22 protein-coding genes are annotated in these 19,887 nt (G+C 26.9%); 8 read left to right on the top strand and 14 right to left on the bottom strand.

All coding sequences use genetic code 11. The annotated features are described in order from the left end of the window. Window positions 1-9: 9 nt before the first annotated feature. The 3 genes from KGF39_RS16305 to KGF39_RS16295 all read right to left on the bottom strand — a co-directional run bounded on the left by KGF39_RS16305 (window position 10) and on the right by KGF39_RS16295 (window position 992). Window positions 10-222: a hypothetical protein gene (locus tag KGF39_RS16305; protein WP_227823093.1), complete on the bottom strand. Its 213-nt coding sequence runs from the start codon at window positions 220-222 to the stop codon at window positions 10-12. 104 nt (window positions 223-326) lie between these two features. Next, complete coding sequence (locus tag KGF39_RS16300) at window positions 327-656, bottom strand: helix-turn-helix domain-containing protein (RefSeq protein ID WP_074090081.1); 330 nt, start codon at window positions 654-656, stop codon at window positions 327-329. Between the two features lie 138 nt (window positions 657-794). Next, complete coding sequence (locus KGF39_RS16295; protein WP_227823092.1) at window positions 795-992, bottom strand: helix-turn-helix domain-containing protein; 198 nt, start codon at window positions 990-992, stop codon at window positions 795-797. A gap of 69 nt (window positions 993-1,061) precedes the next feature. On the opposite strand from KGF39_RS16295, the gene KGF39_RS16290 reads away from it, so the two are divergent. Continuing rightward, window positions 1,062-1,631, top strand: a complete 570-nt coding sequence (locus tag KGF39_RS16290; protein WP_227823091.1) for a hypothetical protein — start codon at window positions 1,062-1,064, stop codon at window positions 1,629-1,631. 37 nt (window positions 1,632-1,668) lie between these two features. On the opposite strand, the gene KGF39_RS16285 is transcribed toward KGF39_RS16290, so the two are convergent. From KGF39_RS16285 to KGF39_RS16275, 3 genes are all read right to left on the bottom strand, one after another. After that, window positions 1,669-1,869, bottom strand: a complete 201-nt coding sequence (locus KGF39_RS16285; protein WP_227823090.1) for a hypothetical protein — start codon at window positions 1,867-1,869, stop codon at window positions 1,669-1,671. Window positions 1,870-1,930: 61 nt separating this feature from the next. Then, a complete protein-coding gene (locus tag KGF39_RS16280; protein WP_227823089.1) occupies window positions 1,931-2,722 on the bottom strand; it encodes an ORF6N domain-containing protein in 792 nt (263 codons plus the stop codon). A gap of 37 nt (window positions 2,723-2,759) precedes the next feature. Next, entirely contained in the window at window positions 2,760-2,963 is a 204-nt protein-coding gene (locus KGF39_RS16275; protein WP_021423652.1) for a helix-turn-helix domain-containing protein, read from the bottom strand. A gap of 165 nt (window positions 2,964-3,128) precedes the next feature. On the opposite strand from KGF39_RS16275, the gene KGF39_RS16270 reads away from it, so the two are divergent. Together KGF39_RS16270 and KGF39_RS16265 are read left to right on the top strand one after the other, a co-directional pair. Beyond that, window positions 3,129-3,503 carry a helix-turn-helix domain-containing protein gene (locus tag KGF39_RS16270; protein WP_077707167.1) on the top strand — a complete coding sequence of 125 codons (375 nt, stop codon included), beginning with the start codon at window positions 3,129-3,131 and terminating at the stop codon, window positions 3,501-3,503. Window positions 3,504-3,540: 37 nt separating this feature from the next. Then, window positions 3,541-3,873, top strand: coding sequence for a helix-turn-helix domain-containing protein (locus tag KGF39_RS16265; protein ID WP_077707168.1), 333 nt, complete (start codon window positions 3,541-3,543; stop codon window positions 3,871-3,873). A gap of 25 nt (window positions 3,874-3,898) precedes the next feature. Here KGF39_RS16265 and KGF39_RS19970 read toward each other — a convergent pair whose 3' ends face one another. After that, window positions 3,899-4,027: a hypothetical protein gene (locus KGF39_RS19970; protein WP_255643564.1), complete on the bottom strand. Its 129-nt coding sequence runs from the start codon at window positions 4,025-4,027 to the stop codon at window positions 3,899-3,901. Window positions 4,028-4,524: 497 nt separating this feature from the next. On the opposite strand from KGF39_RS19970, the gene KGF39_RS16260 reads away from it, so the two are divergent. Continuing rightward, a complete protein-coding gene (locus KGF39_RS16260) occupies window positions 4,525-5,973 on the top strand; it encodes an SAP domain-containing protein (protein WP_227823088.1) in 1,449 nt (482 codons plus the stop codon). Window positions 5,974-6,243: 270 nt separating this feature from the next. Next, the gene (locus KGF39_RS16255; protein WP_227823087.1) at window positions 6,244-7,908 is read left to right on the top strand and encodes a DUF4041 domain-containing protein; all 1,665 of its coding nucleotides are present in this window, start codon (window positions 6,244-6,246) and stop codon (window positions 7,906-7,908) included. 172 nt (window positions 7,909-8,080) lie between these two features. Here the strand turns inward: KGF39_RS16255 and KGF39_RS20095 are convergent, their stop codons facing one another. Beyond that, the gene (locus tag KGF39_RS20095) at window positions 8,081-9,634 is read right to left on the bottom strand and encodes a cell wall-binding repeat-containing protein (protein WP_308463841.1); all 1,554 of its coding nucleotides are present in this window, start codon (window positions 9,632-9,634) and stop codon (window positions 8,081-8,083) included. A 142-nt stretch (window positions 9,635-9,776) separates the two neighbouring features. Between KGF39_RS20095 and KGF39_RS16245 the strand changes: the two genes are divergently transcribed. From KGF39_RS16245 to KGF39_RS16235, 3 genes are all read left to right on the top strand, one after another. After that, on the top strand, window positions 9,777-9,974 hold the full coding sequence (locus KGF39_RS16245) for a type II toxin-antitoxin system HicA family toxin (protein WP_227823086.1): 198 nt from the start codon (window positions 9,777-9,779) through the stop codon (window positions 9,972-9,974). 38 nt (window positions 9,975-10,012) lie between these two features. Continuing rightward, complete coding sequence (locus KGF39_RS16240) at window positions 10,013-10,414, top strand: type II toxin-antitoxin system HicB family antitoxin (protein WP_227823085.1); 402 nt, start codon at window positions 10,013-10,015, stop codon at window positions 10,412-10,414. A gap of 68 nt (window positions 10,415-10,482) precedes the next feature. After that, on the top strand, window positions 10,483-11,601 hold the full coding sequence (locus tag KGF39_RS16235; protein ID WP_227823084.1) for a site-specific integrase: 1,119 nt from the start codon (window positions 10,483-10,485) through the stop codon (window positions 11,599-11,601). 138 nt (window positions 11,602-11,739) lie between these two features. Here the strand turns inward: KGF39_RS16235 and KGF39_RS16230 are convergent, their stop codons facing one another. The 6 genes from KGF39_RS16230 to KGF39_RS16205 form a co-directional block, all read right to left on the bottom strand. Further along, window positions 11,740-12,393 (bottom strand): aldo/keto reductase, encoded by a 654-nt coding sequence (locus KGF39_RS16230; protein WP_227823083.1) that lies wholly within the window; start codon window positions 12,391-12,393, stop codon window positions 11,740-11,742. Between the two features lie 140 nt (window positions 12,394-12,533). Further along, window positions 12,534-13,400, bottom strand: coding sequence for a cation diffusion facilitator family transporter (locus tag KGF39_RS16225; protein ID WP_054272903.1), 867 nt, complete (start codon window positions 13,398-13,400; stop codon window positions 12,534-12,536). Window positions 13,401-13,734: 334 nt separating this feature from the next. Then, on the bottom strand, window positions 13,735-15,282 hold the full coding sequence (locus KGF39_RS16220) for a glycine betaine ABC transporter substrate-binding protein (RefSeq protein ID WP_227823082.1): 1,548 nt from the start codon (window positions 15,280-15,282) through the stop codon (window positions 13,735-13,737). After that, complete coding sequence (locus tag KGF39_RS16215) at window positions 15,275-16,411, bottom strand: ABC transporter ATP-binding protein (RefSeq protein ID WP_227823081.1); 1,137 nt, start codon at window positions 16,409-16,411, stop codon at window positions 15,275-15,277. The genes KGF39_RS16220 and KGF39_RS16215 overlap by 8 nt, the downstream gene beginning before the upstream one ends. A 252-nt stretch (window positions 16,412-16,663) precedes the next feature. After that, window positions 16,664-17,761 (bottom strand): DNA polymerase IV, encoded by a 1,098-nt coding sequence (gene dinB / locus KGF39_RS16210; RefSeq protein WP_227823080.1) that lies wholly within the window; start codon window positions 17,759-17,761, stop codon window positions 16,664-16,666. Window positions 17,762-18,164: 403 nt separating this feature from the next. Continuing rightward, window positions 18,165-19,670 carry a DUF1846 domain-containing protein gene (locus KGF39_RS16205; RefSeq protein WP_054272899.1) on the bottom strand — a complete coding sequence of 502 codons (1,506 nt, stop codon included), beginning with the start codon at window positions 19,668-19,670 and terminating at the stop codon, window positions 18,165-18,167. Window positions 19,671-19,887 lie beyond the last annotated feature (217 nt).

Raw genomic sequence — 19,887 nt, 5'->3', positions numbered from 1 at the left:
TATTTCCTCCTAACCTAATCTTTGAAGAATATAGTCATCATATCTAAGGTCTTCTGGTATCAAGGCTTGATACTCTATGCAACCTCTTTCTTTATCAAAATAAGCTAGATTTAGTTCCTCCTCAGTTGCTACTACTACAATGCAATCAATTTCAAAACCAAATTTTTCACAACTTATTCTTACCGCATTGCCTACTTTGAATTTCTCTAAATTAAATACCATAACAATTAGACCTCCTCGTTGTATTTTTTAAGACCTTCAAAACTTGCTTTCTTATTATATTGCTTACAAAACTGGATATAAGCTATTAGTACCTTTACACTCAACTAAATCACCCCCTTTCTCTTTTTCATTACATCCTTATCCTTCATTGCATTTTTCATAATAAATTCTTCAAACGTTATTCTATCAATCATGTACTTTCTTCCGATTTTTAAAGCAATAAAATCCTTTGTTACCATAGCTTCTCTTGCCATGTTTCTAGCTGTTACATCAGATATTTTCAAGTACTCACAAAATTCTTCTATAGTCATTAACTCCATTCTTTTAATTCCTTTTCTGTCTAAAAACATCTTGATGAAATCTACTGTATCCTCTCGTCCCATTAATTCTTTTACTAAATCTTCTGTATCTATAAACTGTAATGCTGTACTCATTTTTATCTCACCCTTTCTGTATATGTAGACTTATTTAAAGAAAATCTTGCTAAATTCAATTCCTAAAAAGTAGAAAATTAAAATTAGAACTGCTCTAAGTAATAATGCTTTTTCTTTATTCTTTATTTTTTACCACTCCTATCTTCCAACTAGTTCATCTAATGTAACGTCTAAATAGTCAGCTAATTTTATCAATGTATCTATAGTTGGATTTTTATTTTCTCCTCTTAAAATTGCATATAAATTCCCTGAATCTACACCTATTTCTTTTGCTAATTTCCATGCTTTTAAATCTCTATCTTTTAAAATTTTGTTTATGTTGTTATTAATTGCCATTATTTTCCTCCTTTGATATACTATATTTGTAGGATAAATCCTATAAATATATTGTTAGGTGGTGCGCACATGCTAGACGGTAATTCAAAAAAAATACTATCTTTTTTAAGACTTGATGCAGGTAACAAACGTCGTGTTACTTCTAATGCAAAACAAATCCATGAAAATATTCCATCTTTATCTTTAAATGAAGTAGGAAAATCAATAAAATATTTATCTGAAAATGGATACTTAGATACGATGAATATTTTAGGAGAAGATTATCCAGTTATAAGAGATATAACTAATAAAGGACTCAATTTTGAAGAATTTGAACCTAAGAATCAATCGCAAAATATAAATCAAACTTTCAATATTCAGAATATGCAAAACTCCGCTGTTGGTAATACTGGCTCTGTGACTATAAATAATGGTATTGATTTCTCTGATTTAAGAGAATTTATAGATACTAATAAAAACCTTACTCAAGCAGAAAAATATGAAGCTCAAAATATAGTTGATTTAATTGAATCAACATCTGAAAATAATATTCCTTTAAAAAAAGGTTTTTTATCTAGATTTGGTGATATTCTGAATAAACACCCTGATTTGGCAATGCTTATCGCTCAAACACTTCTCAATCGCTTCTTAATTCAGTAAATTTATTTTGTAGTTAGATATATGTCTAACTACTTTTTTATAATTCTGATAAGAGTTTGCCTTCTCCAGTAATTACTTTATTAAATGCTTCTTCTAAGTTTTCATATTCTTTTCTTAGATAAGCTGGATAATTACCTTTTACATCAGATAGTGAATATGCTAAATCTTTTTGTGTGTCTATAAGAAGGTTTATTCTCCATTTTGAAGAATAAAATTCTGCCATTTTTTCTTTATTCAATTTAACCACTCCTTTTCAAAATATTCTGTATTTAGTTTTCAAAGTGCTGTTGTGTTTTAACCTAATTCTTACTTAAATCACTTGATATTCCATATTTTAAAGCCATATCTTTTACAATAGCCACATACCCCTCTATGAGTTTCTTATCATCTTGTATTACATCTAAATTGTTAACTTTCTCTCTTTTAGATTCAGATACACCTTCCTCTGCCATTTTTCTTCTTTTATTGATTAATCTTCTATGTAGGTCAACTCCAAACCTATTGTTTAGCAACTCGTAACTTTCTCTCCTAAGCATGTTTATATGTTCAAAACCACCTTGTTTTTTTGCTATTCTTGCAATTAGTTGTTGTGTATCCTTTCTCCAGTCTGTAGCATTTAATGAAACAACTTCTTTTATTGTTTTAACTTCTGTTTTTGCTTCTAATGCTATATTGTTAGCTTGATTAACTTGTAGTCTTAAATCTTTCATTTCTTTTAAACTTTCTATTAATACATCTTCTATACAAGATGGTTTTTGTTGCTTAACTTTGAAATATGTTTCTTCTAAGTTATCAAACTGCTCCCAAGCTTTGTCAGTATCCAATATTTTGCAGTGTCTGTTTGCTCCTCTTTCAGTCCAAAGATAAAGTTTGTTTACATTAGGTGCAATTCCTATATCATATGAATCGCGTTTAAATGTCCTTAAATCATCACCTTGCAGACAAAAATAATGTTTACTTTCAATAAATCTCTCTTTATTATTATTAAAATTGTTACTTATATTTCTAATTTCAGTTTCATAAACATCTGCTAATTGCTGTGTAGTTAGAACTCTCTCATTATTTCTTTCTATTACTTGTAAGTTGTTCATTTTATAATCCTCCTCATAAAATTTCTATTTCAGAAATTTAATTTGTAAAAAAATTTTCTATATCACAATCAAGTATCTTAGATAATTTAGGTAACATATCAGCTCTAATTGAATATTGTCCTGTTTCGTATTTAAAATAAGTTGATGCGTTTTTAAAACCTAACTCTTTTGCAACATTTTGTAAAGATAAATTTAATGTATTTCTTCTTTTTTTTATAAAATCATGGTTTATCTTTTTCATACATTCACCTCAATTTCTATTTTAGCAATTTCTATATTTTAATAATAACATTTCTAAATTAGAAATTCAAGACTTTTTTATATTTATTTTAGAAATTTTTTATTTCTATTATAGAAAAATATGATATTATATTTCCATAATAGAAAATTTTCGAGGTGATTATATATGAATGTAAGTCAAAGAATTAAATATCTTAGGGAAAATATGAATATGTCACAAAAAGAATTATCTGAAAAAGCAAATATAAATACAAGTGTTATGAATAGAATAGAATCCGGTGAAAGAGCAATAAGGGATGATGAGTTAATAATATTTGCTAAAATTTTTGATGTATCTACTGATTATATTCTTGGTTTATCAGATACAGAAAAACTAAATATTGACGAAAGTTATGAATTTATAGACAGTTTAAATAGCCCAGATGACATAAAAGAGTTAATAAAAGTAATTCTTAGCTTGGATGAAGAAACTAGAGATAAAATGTTAAAAATAGCAAAAGTATTTGTAACAGAAAAAAATATTGAACATAATGACAATTAAAACTGAATTAATTGTATTATACATGTGAGGAATATAAATGGAGAATCTTTCGAAAAGATTGAAAGAACTTAGAAAAAATAAGGGACTCACTCAAGAACAAGTTGCTAAAGATTTAAAAACAACAAAAGTATCTATTGGAAGATATGAAAATGGTTCAAGGGAGCCATCTATTTATTTTTTGAAAAATATAGCTGAATATTATAATGTATCTGTTGACTATTTACTTGGTAAATCTAGAACTAATCATTATTTCAATATAAGTAACGATAAAAAGGAATTGTTAGATGTATTTGATAAACTAGATTCTATTTCTAAAAAAAGAATTATAAAGATTTCAAAAATGTTTTTAGATGAAGATACTAATTTATAAATATAAGATATTTAAAAGAGAGGAACTACACCTCTCTTTTTTCTTTTTCTTCTTTTAACATATTTTTGTACTTCTCAAATTCTTTTTCTTCAATTTCTTTAAAATTCTTAAATAAATTATCTAGTTCTAATATTAGTCTTTTTGTGTATTCCATATACTATCCCCCTGTTACAAGAACTTACGTTCCTATTTTTAGTTAAAATTTCCCAACGAATTTTAATAAAATATAACTACGTATTTTCATTTCTAGAAATGTTTTTTAATTATTCAGAATTGTGTTTAGATAATTATCTTATCTTTATAATAATACTTTTATTTTCTAAATGCAATAAAAAAAGCGTAATTGTAATAAAAAAATCGAAATTTGTAGAGTCTTGGTTATTTTTTCCATTCCTGTATGTTATTAATCGTCTTTTTAATTATAATTTTTTGTATTTTCTTGTTTTTATAATATTTTTTATTATTTAATTTAAAAATCTTCGTTTTACTTTTTATACCATATAAATATAGTATTCTTTTCAAAACTATTTAATTCTATGTTTTTTCCTAATATACATAGCATTTATACAGAAAGTTTTATATACTTAAATTGTTATTGTCACAAAGTAGAATACACTAGAAATTAATTAAATACAAAAGGAGTAATTTTTTATGAGCATTTTGAATCTATTTAGAAAAAATAAAAACAAAAATAATGTTGATTGCAATGAAAAATCGAACGAATCAAAACAAAGCTATAATGATAGTACTACACTTTCACTAGAATGTAATTCTAATTCACCTCATAACATAGAAGTAAAAAATGAAATTAATAAAGTACTGAATGTAAGTTGTAATGATACAACAAATTTATATGAATTAGAAAAACAAGCAAGAGAAAAATCAGATGCTTTATATGATATACATACTAATAGTATTAATAAGTTTAACCCAAAAAACAATATATTGGAAACAGATACTAAACCACTTACATCAATAGAAAAATCTTTCCTAAAATACATAATTGGAGAAAATATATACGAGCCTTATATAGCAACCTATTGGACATATGAATATAATATTAACTATTCATATTTAATTTCTAAGTTTTTCAACATGGATTATCTTAAGATTTCAAATTACATTGAAGACCTTACTAAGTTAACAGTTTCGGAATTGAAAGAAATATTAAAATCTAATAATATTAAATCAACTGGTAAAAAGACTGAATTAATAGAAAGGATAGAAAAAGAAATCTCATGCAAAGATTTATCTAATTTTTTTAATAGCTCCAACAAATATTATGCTTTAACAGATAAAGGAAAAGAACTGTTGAAAGATGTGCGTAAATCTGTTACTAAAAATACTGACCTAGAAGACCAGTGTTTAGAATTAATTTATATTGATAAATATGAGGAAGCATATGACTTAATTTGTAAGTATGAATCCTCTAAAAATATCCAAAGAGGAATTAATATAAACTGGGAAAATCATAAAATTACACCTATGAAAATTGAGTCTTACAAAGCCATAAAGGAATTAGATATAAATTTAAAAGACACACTTTTAGATAACATAATTAAATCATCCTATATACTTTGTGATATGTTAGGAAATAACTCCAAAGCTTCTCTATTAGTAAAACGTTTGGTAGGAGAAAAAATTGATAATATCGAAATTAATAATGCTATAAATAGTATAAATGATGTAATATACAATCACTCTACTATAACATATAACGCAAATGATAGTATTAATAATAAAAATCTACATTATATGGATATTGTTAAAAATAACAAATCAATACCATTCGAAGTTAATAATAAAAATTACAACTTCAAAATTAATGAAAATGAAATCTATTTTTTTAATATACTTAAAATTAAAATGTACGAAAATGAATTAAAAAATAATTTTGTCTTTGATAGAATGTCAAATGGAGCATTTAATGTATTTGATGCTTCAGACAACTTCATTGGTGAAGTTAAATTGCAAGGCAGAAAAAAATGGATAATGTACATGAAAAATGAATTTGGTTCAGAACATATTTATGGCGAATTAATTCACTTAATCGATGGTATTGATGCTTGGATTAAATATTCAAAGGAGTATCTAAAATAATAAAAGAGCTACTTAAAATGATTAAAACTAATTTTAAGTGGCTTTTCCTTATGCTCAAAATACTGATAACATACTTTTATAAAAATGTTATATTATTTTTCTAATTTCTGTTAACATACCTTTATAATCCAACTAAATTCTTTTAAATAACTACCATTTTGTTTTATTTTTACCTTTTTTTGCAAATATATGGAAATTGCACATAAAATTTTATATACTTAAATTATTATTATCATAAAGTAGAACAAAAAATAAAAAAGGAGTTTTGATATGAACAATGAAAATGAACAGTTAAAAAGTGATTTACTCATCAACGATGAAAAAATCAAAAATCTTAATTTCAAGATACCCTGGTATTATTCTTTATGGACTATATCCATACTAATTCTTTCTACGTTTTCAACATACTCTATATCATTTATAGTTGCAATAATATTCTTATTTAAAAGAAATAAGATAATGAAAAAACATAAAGATAGCATTAGTATACTATTATCTGATGTCGAAAAAATCAATAATAAATATATTTCATTAAATGATGAAATTAAAATGAAAGAAAAACACTTTGAAGATTTATGTGAATCAAATGAAAATAAGTTAAAAGAATTATCCAATCTATTAGACAAAAAGAAAGTTGAAATTGATAAATTTGATTCAGAAAACCAAGATAAATTTAAACTTATCGAAGAACTAAAAATAGAAAAAGAAAGACTTGATAATCTTATAAAAGATAAAAATATACTTAAAGATAATGTTAATACTTTAAATTCTCATTTAAAAGAATTAAAAAATGAAAGGGAAGAGCTTAGAGATATAAACACAACTTTAAAAAATAAAAAAGAAGAGCTAAAAAGATTATCAGAAGAATTAATACAGACTGAAGATGAGGTTCTGCTTCAATCATTTGGATTATATAATCCAAAATATGATTTTGAAAACTCTGATGAGTATATGGAAAAATTAAAAGAAATAAGAGAAATGCAAAAACTATTAATAAGAAATAAAACAGGTGTAAAATATTCTGATTCTTGGACTGTTGATGGAAGCATTCAAAAAGGTAGAACTATGACTAATCAAAATATTAAAACAGCTCTTAAGCTATTCAATAGTGAATGTGACATAGCTATGTCAAAAGTTAGTTTTAAAAATATTGATTCTATAGAAAAAAGAATACGAAAAGCATTTACTGATACAAATAAATTAAATACTTCAAATAAAGTTTCTATAAAAGAAAACTATCTTAATTTGAAAATAGATGAGCTTTATTTATATTATGAATACCTTCAAATGAAAGAAGAAGAAAAAGAAGAACAAAGAGCTTTGAGAGAACAAATGAAAGAAGAAGCTCTTGTTCAAAAAGAAATAGAAAATCAAAAAAGAAAACTAAAAAAAGAAGAATTACAATTTAAGAATGAATTACTTAGACTAAAATCAACTATACCAGAAGATGAAAACGACAAATTAGAATGGGAACAAAAAATCAATTCTATAGAAGAAAAACTAACTTTACTATCAAAAGATTTAGATGATGTATTAAATAGAGAACAGAATACAAGAGCAGGACATGTATACATAATCTCTAATATTGGTAGTTTTGGAGAAAATATATATAAAATAGGAGTAACTAGAAGATTAGACCCAACTGAGAGAATAAATGAATTAAGTAGTGCATCAGTTCCTTTCAAATATGATATACATGCGACTATATTTAGCGAAGATGCACCTAAATTAGAGTCAGCTTTACATAAAGCTTTTGATAATAAAAGAGTTAATAAGGTAAATAATAGAAAAGAATTCTTCGAAGTTACTCTTGATGAAATAAGGTCAGAGGTTGAGAAAAACTTCGATAAGACAGTAGAATATACAAAATTAGCAGAAGCACAAGAATATAGACAAACATTAAAAATACAAGAATTAAATAATAAATTAGCTTAAATATATTCAAACAAAAAGAGTGTTTTCATAAGTTCTTTTTGTTTGAATTTTTAAATTAAATTGTTACAAATATAATATTAACATCATCAACATCTCTGTTATAATGCTTATCATTTACATACCGCATAGCTAATGTAAACCTCAAAAATATAATAATATTATATAGATTAAGTTACTTAATTATTTCAAAAGTATTTATAACATAATCAGCAGCAACTTCTCTCATTTTTCCGATTTCATTTAACATAGCTTCATCATTTAAAGCATCTACAGATGGGTCACCCCCTAAATCACAACAGAACACTTTATCTTTAGATGTTCCAATATAAGTATATCCATTTAGTCTAAAGCTTTCTTCATCATAATCATTTTTATCAAATGTTTCTATACACAAAGCATCATCGTAACATTTTCCATTTTTATAATAATTAAAACTTATATCTCCATCTTTATACTCATTAATTTTGTATTTTCCTTCCCAACTTTTAGGTATTCGTAAACTAAATCCATACTTACTATTTTTATAAATTGTATCTGAATTGTTGAAACTATATAACTTTTCAAAAGGCGTACCACCCGAAAATCCACCATTTATATCGTTGTAGGTATAAAACCAAAGTTTATTTTTATTTTCTAATTTTATAAGGTGTTGTAAGTCTCCATCTGGATAATGAACATTAATTTTAACACTCTTATCTTTTTCATCTATTGATATTATATCGTAACTATTTCCATCAATTGTATTATTAGTTATACCAAAATTAAAATCCTCATAAGAATCTTTATCATACCAAACCCCTAAAATATCTCTTAATAAAACATTTGTTATATTTAAACATTCTTGAAGTACATTTGAATCTACGGTTCCTATTGCTGTTATTTTAGTTGCATCTTTTAAAGCTTCTTTACTACTTCCATAATCAACTAAAACTATTGGAGTATTTTTAGCCATTGTAGAACCAACAAGAGCATACACTAAATCCGTTCCACTTGCTACATAAAATTCTTTGGCTCCACTATAGAACTTATTTATTATTTTTTTATTAGTATCATATCTATCTATACCACCCAATCTAATTGAATTAGTGCCAGTTACTAAACTATCACTCATTGATAAGGCACCACCTATTACATAACTTTCTATTCCAGTAGTATTAAATGGTACACTATTCCCATCAGTTAATACTATAGGGGTTTTATCTCTAACAGCTACACATGCAACACTCATTGCATCAGGCTCGCCTTTAAAAGCATTAGTTAATATAACTTTATTTACTTTATTAATAGAATTTATTTCTTTTGCTACATTATAACTTGTTTTTATTCTATCGCTACCTTGAAGTCTTTTAACTTCTATATTCTTATTTTTTAAAACATTTTCAGTTGATTTATCAATAGAACTTTCTCCACCTATTATGTACACCTTTTTAGCTTTTTCTACTCTTTTAAGAGTTGCATTAGGTATATTATTTTTCTTAGTTAAAAGAATTGGTGCATTTGTCGCTCCTGCAAGCCCACTCGCACTTAGCCCATCAGCCATTGTACTATCTGCATTTATAAGTATTGCAGTAGTATAACTTTGTTTGTCAGCTATGATACCAGCAGTTTCGTATTTATCTTTTCCTTGAATAGTGTAAATTGTTTCAAGTGCATTAGCTGATATAGGAAAACCAGCAATAAACATTGACACGGCTAACCCTAGTGATAATAATTTCTTTAATTTCACAATATCTCCCCCTTTTATATATAAAATACTATACATCTTAATAATTCTACATTAAATTTTCTTTTCCTTCTTTAAAATATTTATTGCTTTATAATTGACACGTATATAAATACGTGTTATAATATAATTGTAAGGAGGGAGTATGAAATCTTATTCTTCAAGAGAAATTTTAAAAATACTTAGTTCAGATGGTTGGTATGAAGTAAATTGTGTTGGTGACCACCATCAATTTAAACATCCTACTAAAAAAGGTAAAGTTACTGTTCCTCATCCAAATAAGGATTTACCTCTTAGAACTGTGAAAAGTATTTTTAAACAAGCAGGGATTAATATTAGTTAATCCCTCTCTCCTTACAAAAACTTTAAGGAGTTGATATAATGAAAAAAGATATATATGTATATCCTGCTATACTAAGCTATGATGAGGATGGTATCTCTGTAGAATTTCCTGATTTACCAGGCTGTCTTACATGTGGAGATACAACAGAAGAAGCCTTAAAAATGGCAAAAGAAGCTCTAGGATTACATCTGTATGGGATGGAAGAAGATGATGACATAATTCCAAATGCAACTACTATAGATAACTTAAATTTAGAGAAAAATCAAATACCAACTTTAATAGAGATATATATGCCAATTCACAGAAAAGCTATAGAAAATTACTCTGTTAAAAAGACACTTACTATTCCTCAATGGCTTAATAGAGAAGCTGAGAAACATAAGATTAATTTTTCTCAAATACTTCAAGAAGCTTTAAAAAATCATCTTAACATTCATTAGATATAATTAGAGCAGTTTAACTGCTCTTTTATATAAAACATATAAACTTATAAAGGGAGCGTACATATATGAATATCAAATCAGCTTTTATAAGAAAAAGAGGGGAAAAATTTCATGTATATGTGGAATATATGGAAGAAGAAACTGGCAAAAAGAAACAAAAAAGTTATGGAAGTTATGAAAGGAAAAAGGATGCTGAAAAACATTTAATTGAAATAAAGTCTACTATAAACAATAATAAGTTTATAGCTCCAAATAAAACAACTCTTGTAGAGAGATGCTATAAGTACATAATGACAAATGAAAAAAATTGGTCTCCTTATACAGTTATAAATAGGAAATCTTGGGTTAAGAATTATATAGAACCTTTTTTTAAAGATACAAAACTTATAGATATAAATCCTGTTTTAATTCAAACTTTTATAAATACAACTTTTAATAATTGTACTTTTAGTAGCTCAAAGATAAGGTATCGTTTTATAAGTTCTGTTCTGAAAGAAGCACACAGATTAAGAGAAATAAATGAAAATCCATGTGATTTTGTAAAACTTCCTCATAAAGAAAATTCTTCTAAGATTGAAATATATAATAGAGAAGAAGCTTTATTGTTGATAGAAAAACTAAATAATAGTAACATAGAAATACCTATTTTACTAATGCTGATATTAGGTTTGCGACTAGGAGAAGCTACTGGGCTTAGATGGACTGACGTTGATTTAAATATCTGCTCTGTAAGTGTAAGTCAAACACTTATATACGCTAATAATAAAATAGAATTTAAAGAACCTAAAACAGCAAAATCAAGAAGAACATTGTCAGCTCCTGATGAACTAATAGAAAAACTAAAGATTGAAAAATTAAGACAAAATAAATTAAAATTACAAGGTGTACTTAAAAATGAAAATAATTTAGTTTGTTTAAACAAAGATTATAATCCATTTTTACCATCTACATTAAGAAAATCTTTTCATAGATTTATTAAAAAAAATAATTTAAGAAATATTAGGATGCATGATTTAAGACATACAAATGCAAGTTTGCTTTTGTTAGGAGGTACTAACATGAAGGTTGTTTCAGAAAGGTTAGGTCATACAGATATACAAATAACTATGAACAGATACTCTCATGTTTTAGAAGAAATGGACAAAAAAGCATCTGATAATTTAAGTAAAATATTATTCAAATAAATGATTACTGGCTGTCAGTTAAATGTCAGTTGAACCTAAAAAAATGGGTTTTGTCAGTTAAATGTCAGTCAGTTAATTTATAATAATTTCTTTTAAATATCGCTAAAACTACACGTTTTAACATCTATTTATACTTATTTATAAGTATTTATTATTATATTTTGGAATAGTTCCACCACTTAATGGATTCATAGCTACAACACCATATCCATTATCAACAGCATACTTAGCACCTTTTAGTCTATATGGAAAGTTTAATATATTAATTCCCATAGTTACACCTTCAAACTTATTTTCACCTAAAATATCTATAACTTCATCTCCTGGTTGGTGAGATGAGAATACTATATGGTCTATCAATCCTTCTTCTTTACATTTTAATAATCCTTCATATTGACCTCCTGGTCTCATTGCTAGCTCGTAATGCTCCATTCTTCTAATATTCCATACATGATAAAAATTTATTTTAGATACGCCTAATCGCTCTATTGATTTTTTTACAGCAGCTATAGCTTTTTCTGATTTATCACATACTTTTGGCTTTTCTTTAGTTGATACATAGAAATCGGTTTTACCTTCCTTTATCATTTGTCTAAAGGCTAGTCCGAATATATCTTCACTTCTGTCATCACAATACCCTGGAGCTGTATCAAAATAATTAATACCTTTTTCATATGCATATTTAACTAAATCGGCATTTTCTTGATTACTTTTGTCTAAATCAAACCTTAATCCTCCATAACCAACTACTGAAATCATTTTCCCAGTCTTTCCATATTCAACGTATCTCATTATAAATTCCTCCTTAGATATATTAAGACTTAATTTCTTTATAAAAAATATTATACCATAAATATTTTTTATAAATTATTTATGGTATAATATTTTTTTTATAAATTATATTTTTTTACAATTAACACTTTATAGTTAAATTAAAAACTATAAAAAGGTTCAATATGGACTATTACTTGAGCATTTTCATTAATCTCTTCTTGTATTTGTTTCTCAATTTTGTGTGTTAAATCATGAGACTGTTCTACACTTATAAATGGGTCTACCATTACATGCATATCAATGTAAATAGAACTTTTGCTACCTCTACTTCTGATATTGTGAACATCCCTTACTTCATTAAATTCAAACACAATTTCTCTTATATAGTCCTCATCTACAGCTACTCTATCGACCAAAATTCCAATAGATGGCCTAAATATTCCATATGCTGAATAAATTATAACTGCAGAAATAATAATAGGAACTATAGATTCTATTATTACTGGAAATCCTAACTTGACACCAACTAAAGTAATTAATACTCCTAGAGACACAAATATATCACTTCTTGTATGCAGGGAATCTGAAATCAAAACATAACTATTCAATTTAGTACCAACTCTATATTCATACATACATACAAAAATATTTATAAAAAGTGTAATGATTAGAGCAATTAAACTTTCTATTGTTATAGAAGGTGCAATCGGATTAGTTATCCTTAATACTGCACTAAGAATTATCTTAATTGCTATAACAAACAACATACCACTGATAAATAAACTGGTTATAATTTCAAATTTTTTGTGTCCATAAGGATGATTTTTGTCTTTTGGCTTAGATGCAAAGAAAATACCTATGAGACCCACTATATTTGATGCTCCATCTGACAGAGAATGAAATCCATCTGCTGTCATACTATAACTTTTGATTTGGTTGCCAATAATAATCTTTAATAATGCTACTAAAAAATTAGCAAATAAAATTATCCATAATACTTGCTTCACTTTCTTATAGTTATCCATAACAATTTACTCCTCCTTTCGATTTAATTAGAAAAATACTATGTATCAATGTCAATCAACTAGACAAGAAAATTGTATATAAGCACATTTACTATATTTATATTCAAAATTGGTTGTACTTGTTCATTCAATTTGAAACTTAATTATAAATAAAAAGCTTAGGTATAGTTTTGGTATACATAAAAATAAGAAGCTGTCTCAAAATAGAGATAAGCCTCTTTTTCATTGTTGAAATGATAAAAATATATTTGATTTCACACAAAAAGAGTGCCTCATGAATTAAAAATTCATTTCGAGACACCCACTTAAGTTTTTGATATAAACTATTAATTTTTTATATTAAGCCTTCTTTAACTAAGAATGAATGAGCAACATCTTCTGGTGATTTACCAAGTTCATCAACTTGATAGTTAAGTTCTCTCATAGTCTCTTCATTTACTTTTCCTGAAAGCATATTCATTACTTTTTCCAACTCAGGATATTTCTTTAAAGTATCTTCTCTCACTAATGGAGCTGCATAATAGGGTGCAAAGAAGTTTTTATCATCTTCTAGTATCTTAAGATTGAATTTTTTAATAAGACCATCAGTTAAGAATGCATCTATTACCTGAGATTCATTATTATCTAAAGCTGTATATCTTAAACTTCCATTCATTGCTTTTACATTTTTGAATTTTAAATTATAATCTCTAGAAAGTCCTATAAGACCATCTTCTCTATTTTCAAACTCTAAAGTTGGTGAGCAAGTAAAGTCTTTGCTGTATTTAGTCAAGTCAGAAATAGTATTTATTCCATACTTTTCAGCAGTTTCAGGCATCATGGCTAATGTGTAAGTATTATTAAATCCAAGAGGGTCAAGTAGAGTTAACTGATTTTCTTTTTCCATAGTATCTTTTACAACATTATATGCTTCATCAGCATCTTTAATTGGAGTATGTTTCATTACATTTACCAAAAGTGTACCTGTATAGTCTACATACATGTCTAGTTCACCAGATTTAATTGCATTAAATGCAACAGATGAACCACCTAGATTTAAATTCTTATTAACCTTTAGATTCGTATTTTTTTCTATCAATTCAGCATAAACATTACCAAGTACAAGTTGTTCTGTATAATCTTTAGAACCAATAGTTATTGTATCTTTTTTGCTTGAAAAACTTGAGCTAAAAACAACAAACAACATTGAAACAACTACTACAACAGATACTACTTTAAGTGCTATATAATTTTTCTTTGGTGCTTTTGGATTTAAACCTTTTGGAGTAACTGCAACTTCAATCTTACTAAATAAATAATCAACTAGTAATGCAATTATACATGATGGAATTGCTCCTGCTAAAATCATATTATTATTTACAGTTTGAACACCTGAAAATACTAAATATCCTAAACCACCAGCACCTATAAATGCTGCAAGAGTCATCAAACCAACAGCTGTAACTGCAGATATTCTAACCCCACCCATTATTATGGGAAGTGCTAAAGGAAATTGTATTTTAAATAAAGTTTGGTTTCTTGTAAGACCAATCCCTTTAGCCGATTCCAATACTACTGGGTCAATACTCGTTATACCTATATACGTATTTTTTACAATTGGTAATAATGAATAAACTACTACCATAAATATTGCTGGTTTACTTCCTATCCCAAGTATTGGTACAAGAAGACCCAAAAGTGCCATAGATGGAACTGCTTGGACTAAGTTTACAAATCCAAGTATAATTTTTCTAAGAGACGCGATTCTTGAAATAATTATCCCAAGAGGAACACCAACTATTATAGCTATCAAAATAGATGTAACAGTTAAACTCATATGTTGTATTAAAAGCTCTATAATCTTATCCTTTTGTAATAGTATAAAGTTAAAAAAATTATCCAAGGACACTCACCTCCATTTCTAAGAATTGTTCACTTAAAACTGAAAGTAAACTACTTCTAGTAATTAGCCCCACAAGTTTATTCTCATTAGAAACAACTGGAATATATCCAACTGAATTACGGTTCATTACATTCAGTATCTCAACTAAGTTGTCTTCTTCATTTACATGTAAAGGCTCTCTTGACATAATATCAGCAAGTAATATTGATTTATCATCAATGTCTTTCATATCCTTTACAGTAACAATACCATTTAATGTCTTAGCTCTATCTATGATTAACAAACTGTCAACCTTACTTGTTCTCATAATTTCTATCCCTTGAGTTACAGTTCTCGTTGAATTGACAGCAATAGGATTTTTTATCATAATATCTCTTGCTTTTATATATTCTGGATTATCCCAAACTCTATCTTCTCCAATAAAATCTTTTACGAAATCATTAGCAGGATTTCTAAGTATATTTTCTGGAGTATCATATTGCGCTATTTTTCCATCTTTCATAATACAGATTTTATCAGCTATCTTTAAAGCCTCGTCCATATCATGAGTTACAAATATTATAGTTTTTTTCAATTCATCTTGAAGAGAAAATAATTGTTCTTGTAAAGATGTTCTTGTTATTGGGTCTAAAGCACTAAAAGGCTCATCCATCAATATTATTTCAGCATCAGTAGCAATGGCTCTTGCAACACCGATTCTTTGTTGTTGTCCACCACTAAGTTCTGAAGGATACTTGTTTAAAAATTCATCACTACTAAGACCTACCATCTCAAGTAGTTGCAATGTTCTTTTCTCAATTTCTTCAACGGATTTTTCCTTTTTCAGGCGTGGAATTAACTCTATATTTTCTTTTATTGTAAGGTGAGGAAATAGGCCTGTGTTCTGTATAACATATCCTATTGTTCTTCTAAGCTCTATTTCATTTTCCTGAGAAATTGGTTTGCCATTAATATATATTTCACCAGACGTAGGTTTTATTAATTTGTTTATAAGCTTCAAAGTAGTAGTTTTACCACAACCACTTGAACCAATCAGAACCACCAATGTTCCTGTTTCTACGACTAGAGAAATATCATCTAATATCACATTATTTCCTATCTTCTTGGTTACATTTTTTATCTCTATCATAATTTATCATCCCCTTTTTCAACAAGCAACCTTTGTCAACACGATAAGTTGTTTTTATAATTATATCATACTATTTTATTTATGTAAACAAAGTACGACTTTTAGGTCACTATATATCTGAATATTGCTACAAATATAAAGTACTTATATAGTATATAATATATAATGTCAAAAAAAAAGTATAAAAATATTCATAAAATAACACTAGCCTTAATTATTATTAAAACTAGTGCCAATTTATTTAAACAAAACTCATAGTTGAATACTCTCCATGTACTCAAATAAAGTAATATCTTTGTAAGTTTCTTTTTTGTCGCTTAAATTTGACATTGTAACTCCTAATAGCCTGATTTGTTTTCCATTCATCTCAACATTTCTCAATAAATTATCTACACCACTTCTTATATCGTTGTATTCGTCAATATAATGCTCTAGACTAAGGCTTCTGGTTATTTTTGTAAAATCCTCATATTTAATTTTTAATGTTAATGTCTTTCCAAACTTCTCAGAGTTTTTTAATCTATGACATACTTCTTCGCAAAGTTCATCAAGAATATTGCGTGTTTCTTCTTCATCAATATCTAAATTATGACTTAACGTAGTCTCTGCTCCAATAGACTTTCTAACTCTATTTGGCTCTACTGGTCTATCATCTATACCTCTTGCGAATTTATATAATTCGTAACCTCTTTTTTTGAATATATTTTCAAGTTCAAATAAATTTAAACACCTTAAATCATATCCTGTTTTTATACCTAAATTTTTAAGAGTGTTTGAGGTGACTTTTCCAACTCCAAAAAATTTATTCACAGGTAATTTATCTAAAAAGTCTTGGGCATTTTTTTCGGTTATTACAGTTAAGCCATTAGGTTTTTTTAAATCTGATGCAATCTTAGCAAGAAATTTATTATATGACACACCAGCTGAAGAAGTAAGACCAACTTCTCTAAGTATATCTCTTTTTATTTGCTTTGCTATCTCAATTGATGAATCAATATTTTTTTTATTTTTCGTTACATCTAAGTAAGCTTCATCTAAAGACAACGGCTCAACTAAATCTGTGTATCTATAAAATATCTCTCTTATTTGCTCTGACACACTCTTGTATACATCAAATCTAGGTCTTACAAAAACTGCATATGGGCATCTATTATAAGCTACAGCTGATGGCATAGCTGAATGGATACCAAATTTTCTAGCTTCATAAGAGCATGTTGCAACCACACCTCTGCTTTGTGGATTTCCACCAACAATAACAGGTCTTCCTTTTAGTTTTTTATTATCTCTTTGTTCTATAGATGCATAAAAAGCATCCATATCTATATGAATTATTTTTCTATGAAGTTCCATTCTTATCACCTTTTAAAGTAAAAATAGATTGAGTTTATTTAGATTACTGTTTTATTCCCTTTTAATTATACCAAACTTATGTTTCTTTATGTTATTTTTTCATCACTTTCTTTATATATTAACATTTTCCACACATAAACATGTATATAATCAATTAACTTCAATATAATTTATAAAAAATACTTAAAAACACTTGCAAAAACTATATAAAAGCTTTACAATAAGTATTCCAAGGAACTAAATTTAAAATTCCTTATGGATAACAGTATATATATTTAATTTAAATGGGATGTTTTAAAAACAAAAGACTGCCTTATACAAGACAGCCTACTGATTTTACTATAATTGTAATGGACTGCTCAGACTATTACTTTAAAACAGCCCATATTTTTTTTATATAATTTTAACTATAGTAAAGATTTTGTGAAGGATACTCTGGGTCACAAGTTACATCTATACCAAGTTTTCTAAATGTTTGTTCATCATCTCTATTTAATATAGTAGTAGAATGAGCTTGACACCCTTTTAATAATGTTAACTTTTCCATAGCAAATTGTGCAGTTGGATTAGTTACAGCACAAATGCTAAGTGCAGTTAACACCTCTTGACAACTAAGTGAAACATTTCTACTAGCTAAAGTTTTTGTTTTTAGATTTATAATAGGTTCTAATATTACAGGTGATATTAAATGCATATCATCAGATATATTAGCTAAGTATTTAATTGCATTTAATACAGCAGCTGCTGTTCCATTCATTAAGTCAGAACCCTTACCAGTTAATATTGTCCCATCTTCCAATTCTAATGCAACTACTGGACAAGTATCATTCTTATCCGCACTTTCTTTTAGTTTATTACTGTAATTTCTAGCAGGTAATACAACATTTCTATCTTCCGGCTTTAAGTTAAGTTCTTCCATAATCATTTTCATTCTATCATAAGCACCTTTATCAACTTGTCCTTTTTTATACTCACAAGCAGTTTTAAAGTATCTTCTTATTATTTCTTCTATAGAAGCTTCTCTTATTACTTCATCATCTATTATTCCAAACCCAACTCTATTAACACCCATATCTGTTGGAGATTGGAAAATTGATTCTTTTCCAGTTATCTTTTCTATTATTTTTTTAAGTACTGGGAATAATTCTAAATCTCTATTATAGTTTACTGACATTTCACCATAAGTTTCAAGATGGAATGAATCTATCATATTTACATCTTTTAAATCAACTGTAGCTGCCTCATAAGCTATATTTAAAGGATGTTTTAAAGGTACATTCCAAACTGGGAATGTCTCAAATTTAGAATATCCAACTACATTACCTCTTTTATTTTCATGATATAGCTGACTTAAACAAGTACCAAGTTTTCCACTATTAGGTCCTGGTGCTGTTACTACTACTATTGGTTTTGTAGTTTCTATATACTCATTTGCTCCATAGCCTTCATCACTAACTATAGTCTCAACATCTGATGGATATCCCTTTGTTGGATAATGTTTATAAACTTTAATGCCTCTACGCTCTAACTTATTTATGAATACAGTTGTGGCAGGTTGTCCTTCAAACCTAGTAATTACTACACTATTTACATCTAGTTCGTAACCTCTTAAATCATCTATTAATCTTAAGACTTCCATATCATAAGTTATACCAAAGTCTCCTCTTATTTTATTTCTTTCTATATCTCCTGCATAGACACAAATTACAACTTCAACTTTTTCTTTCATATGTTGTAAAACTTTTATCTTTGCATTTTCATCAAATCCTGGAAGTACTCTTTTTGCATGAAGGTCTCCCATCAATTTTCCTCCAAACTCTAGATAAAGCTTGTCAAAATTATTTACTCTTTCTAAGATATATTTAGACTGCTCTTCTAAATATTTTTTGTGGTCAAATCCTACTTTCATATTAACACCTCACTAAATTAAATTTCTTATTGATAACAGTATATTTATATATATTTTTTTAGTAAAACATCTTATAAAAAATGTTAATACTTTTTCACTTAAAGTAATATTATACAATTAAGATTAATTTTTTTCAAGATAGTTTTATAGTAAATAAGATATACTTATATAACTAATAAAATAAGAATATTATATTTATATATATAAATATAATATT

Source organism: Clostridioides sp. ZZV14-6345, from assembly GCF_020657775.1.
GTDB classification, from domain to species: domain Bacteria; phylum Bacillota; class Clostridia; order Peptostreptococcales; family Peptostreptococcaceae; genus Clostridioides; species Clostridioides difficile_D.
The sequence above is the reverse complement of the archived record's forward strand: the minus strand, read 5'-3'. Positions and strand labels throughout refer to the sequence as shown.

Coding starts and splice junctions, on each gene's coding strand:
- KGF39_RS16305 (WP_227823093.1), bottom strand. CDS start 222: ATGGTATTTAATTTAGAGAAATTCAAAGTAGGCAATGCGGTAAGAATA.
- KGF39_RS16300 (WP_074090081.1), bottom strand. CDS start 656: ATGAGTACAGCATTACAGTTTATAGATACAGAAGATTTAGTAAAAGAA.
- KGF39_RS16295 (WP_227823092.1), bottom strand. CDS start 992: ATGGCAATTAATAACAACATAAACAAAATTTTAAAAGATAGAGATTTA.
- KGF39_RS16290 (WP_227823091.1), top strand. CDS start 1,062: ATGCTAGACGGTAATTCAAAAAAAATACTATCTTTTTTAAGACTTGAT.
- KGF39_RS16280 (WP_227823089.1), bottom strand. CDS start 2,722: ATGAACAACTTACAAGTAATAGAAAGAAATAATGAGAGAGTTCTAACT.
- KGF39_RS16275 (WP_021423652.1), bottom strand. CDS start 2,963: ATGAAAAAGATAAACCATGATTTTATAAAAAAAAGAAGAAATACATTA.
- KGF39_RS16270 (WP_077707167.1), top strand. CDS start 3,129: ATGAATGTAAGTCAAAGAATTAAATATCTTAGGGAAAATATGAATATG.
- KGF39_RS16265 (WP_077707168.1), top strand. CDS start 3,541: ATGGAGAATCTTTCGAAAAGATTGAAAGAACTTAGAAAAAATAAGGGA.
- KGF39_RS19970 (WP_255643564.1), bottom strand. CDS start 4,027: ATGGAATACACAAAAAGACTAATATTAGAACTAGATAATTTATTTAAG.
- KGF39_RS16260 (WP_227823088.1), top strand. CDS start 4,525: ATGAGCATTTTGAATCTATTTAGAAAAAATAAAAACAAAAATAATGTT.
- KGF39_RS16255 (WP_227823087.1), top strand. CDS start 6,244: ATGAACAATGAAAATGAACAGTTAAAAAGTGATTTACTCATCAACGAT.
- KGF39_RS16245 (WP_227823086.1), top strand. CDS start 9,777: ATGAAATCTTATTCTTCAAGAGAAATTTTAAAAATACTTAGTTCAGAT.
- KGF39_RS16240 (WP_227823085.1), top strand. CDS start 10,013: ATGAAAAAAGATATATATGTATATCCTGCTATACTAAGCTATGATGAG.
- KGF39_RS16235 (WP_227823084.1), top strand. CDS start 10,483: ATGAATATCAAATCAGCTTTTATAAGAAAAAGAGGGGAAAAATTTCAT.
- KGF39_RS16230 (WP_227823083.1), bottom strand. CDS start 12,393: ATGAGATACGTTGAATATGGAAAGACTGGGAAAATGATTTCAGTAGTT.
- KGF39_RS16225 (WP_054272903.1), bottom strand. CDS start 13,400: ATGGATAACTATAAGAAAGTGAAGCAAGTATTATGGATAATTTTATTT.
- KGF39_RS16215 (WP_227823081.1), bottom strand. CDS start 16,411: ATGATAGAGATAAAAAATGTAACCAAGAAGATAGGAAATAATGTGATA.
- dinB (WP_227823080.1), bottom strand. CDS start 17,761: ATGGAACTTCATAGAAAAATAATTCATATAGATATGGATGCTTTTTAT.
- KGF39_RS16205 (WP_054272899.1), bottom strand. CDS start 19,670: ATGAAAGTAGGATTTGACCACAAAAAATATTTAGAAGAGCAGTCTAAA.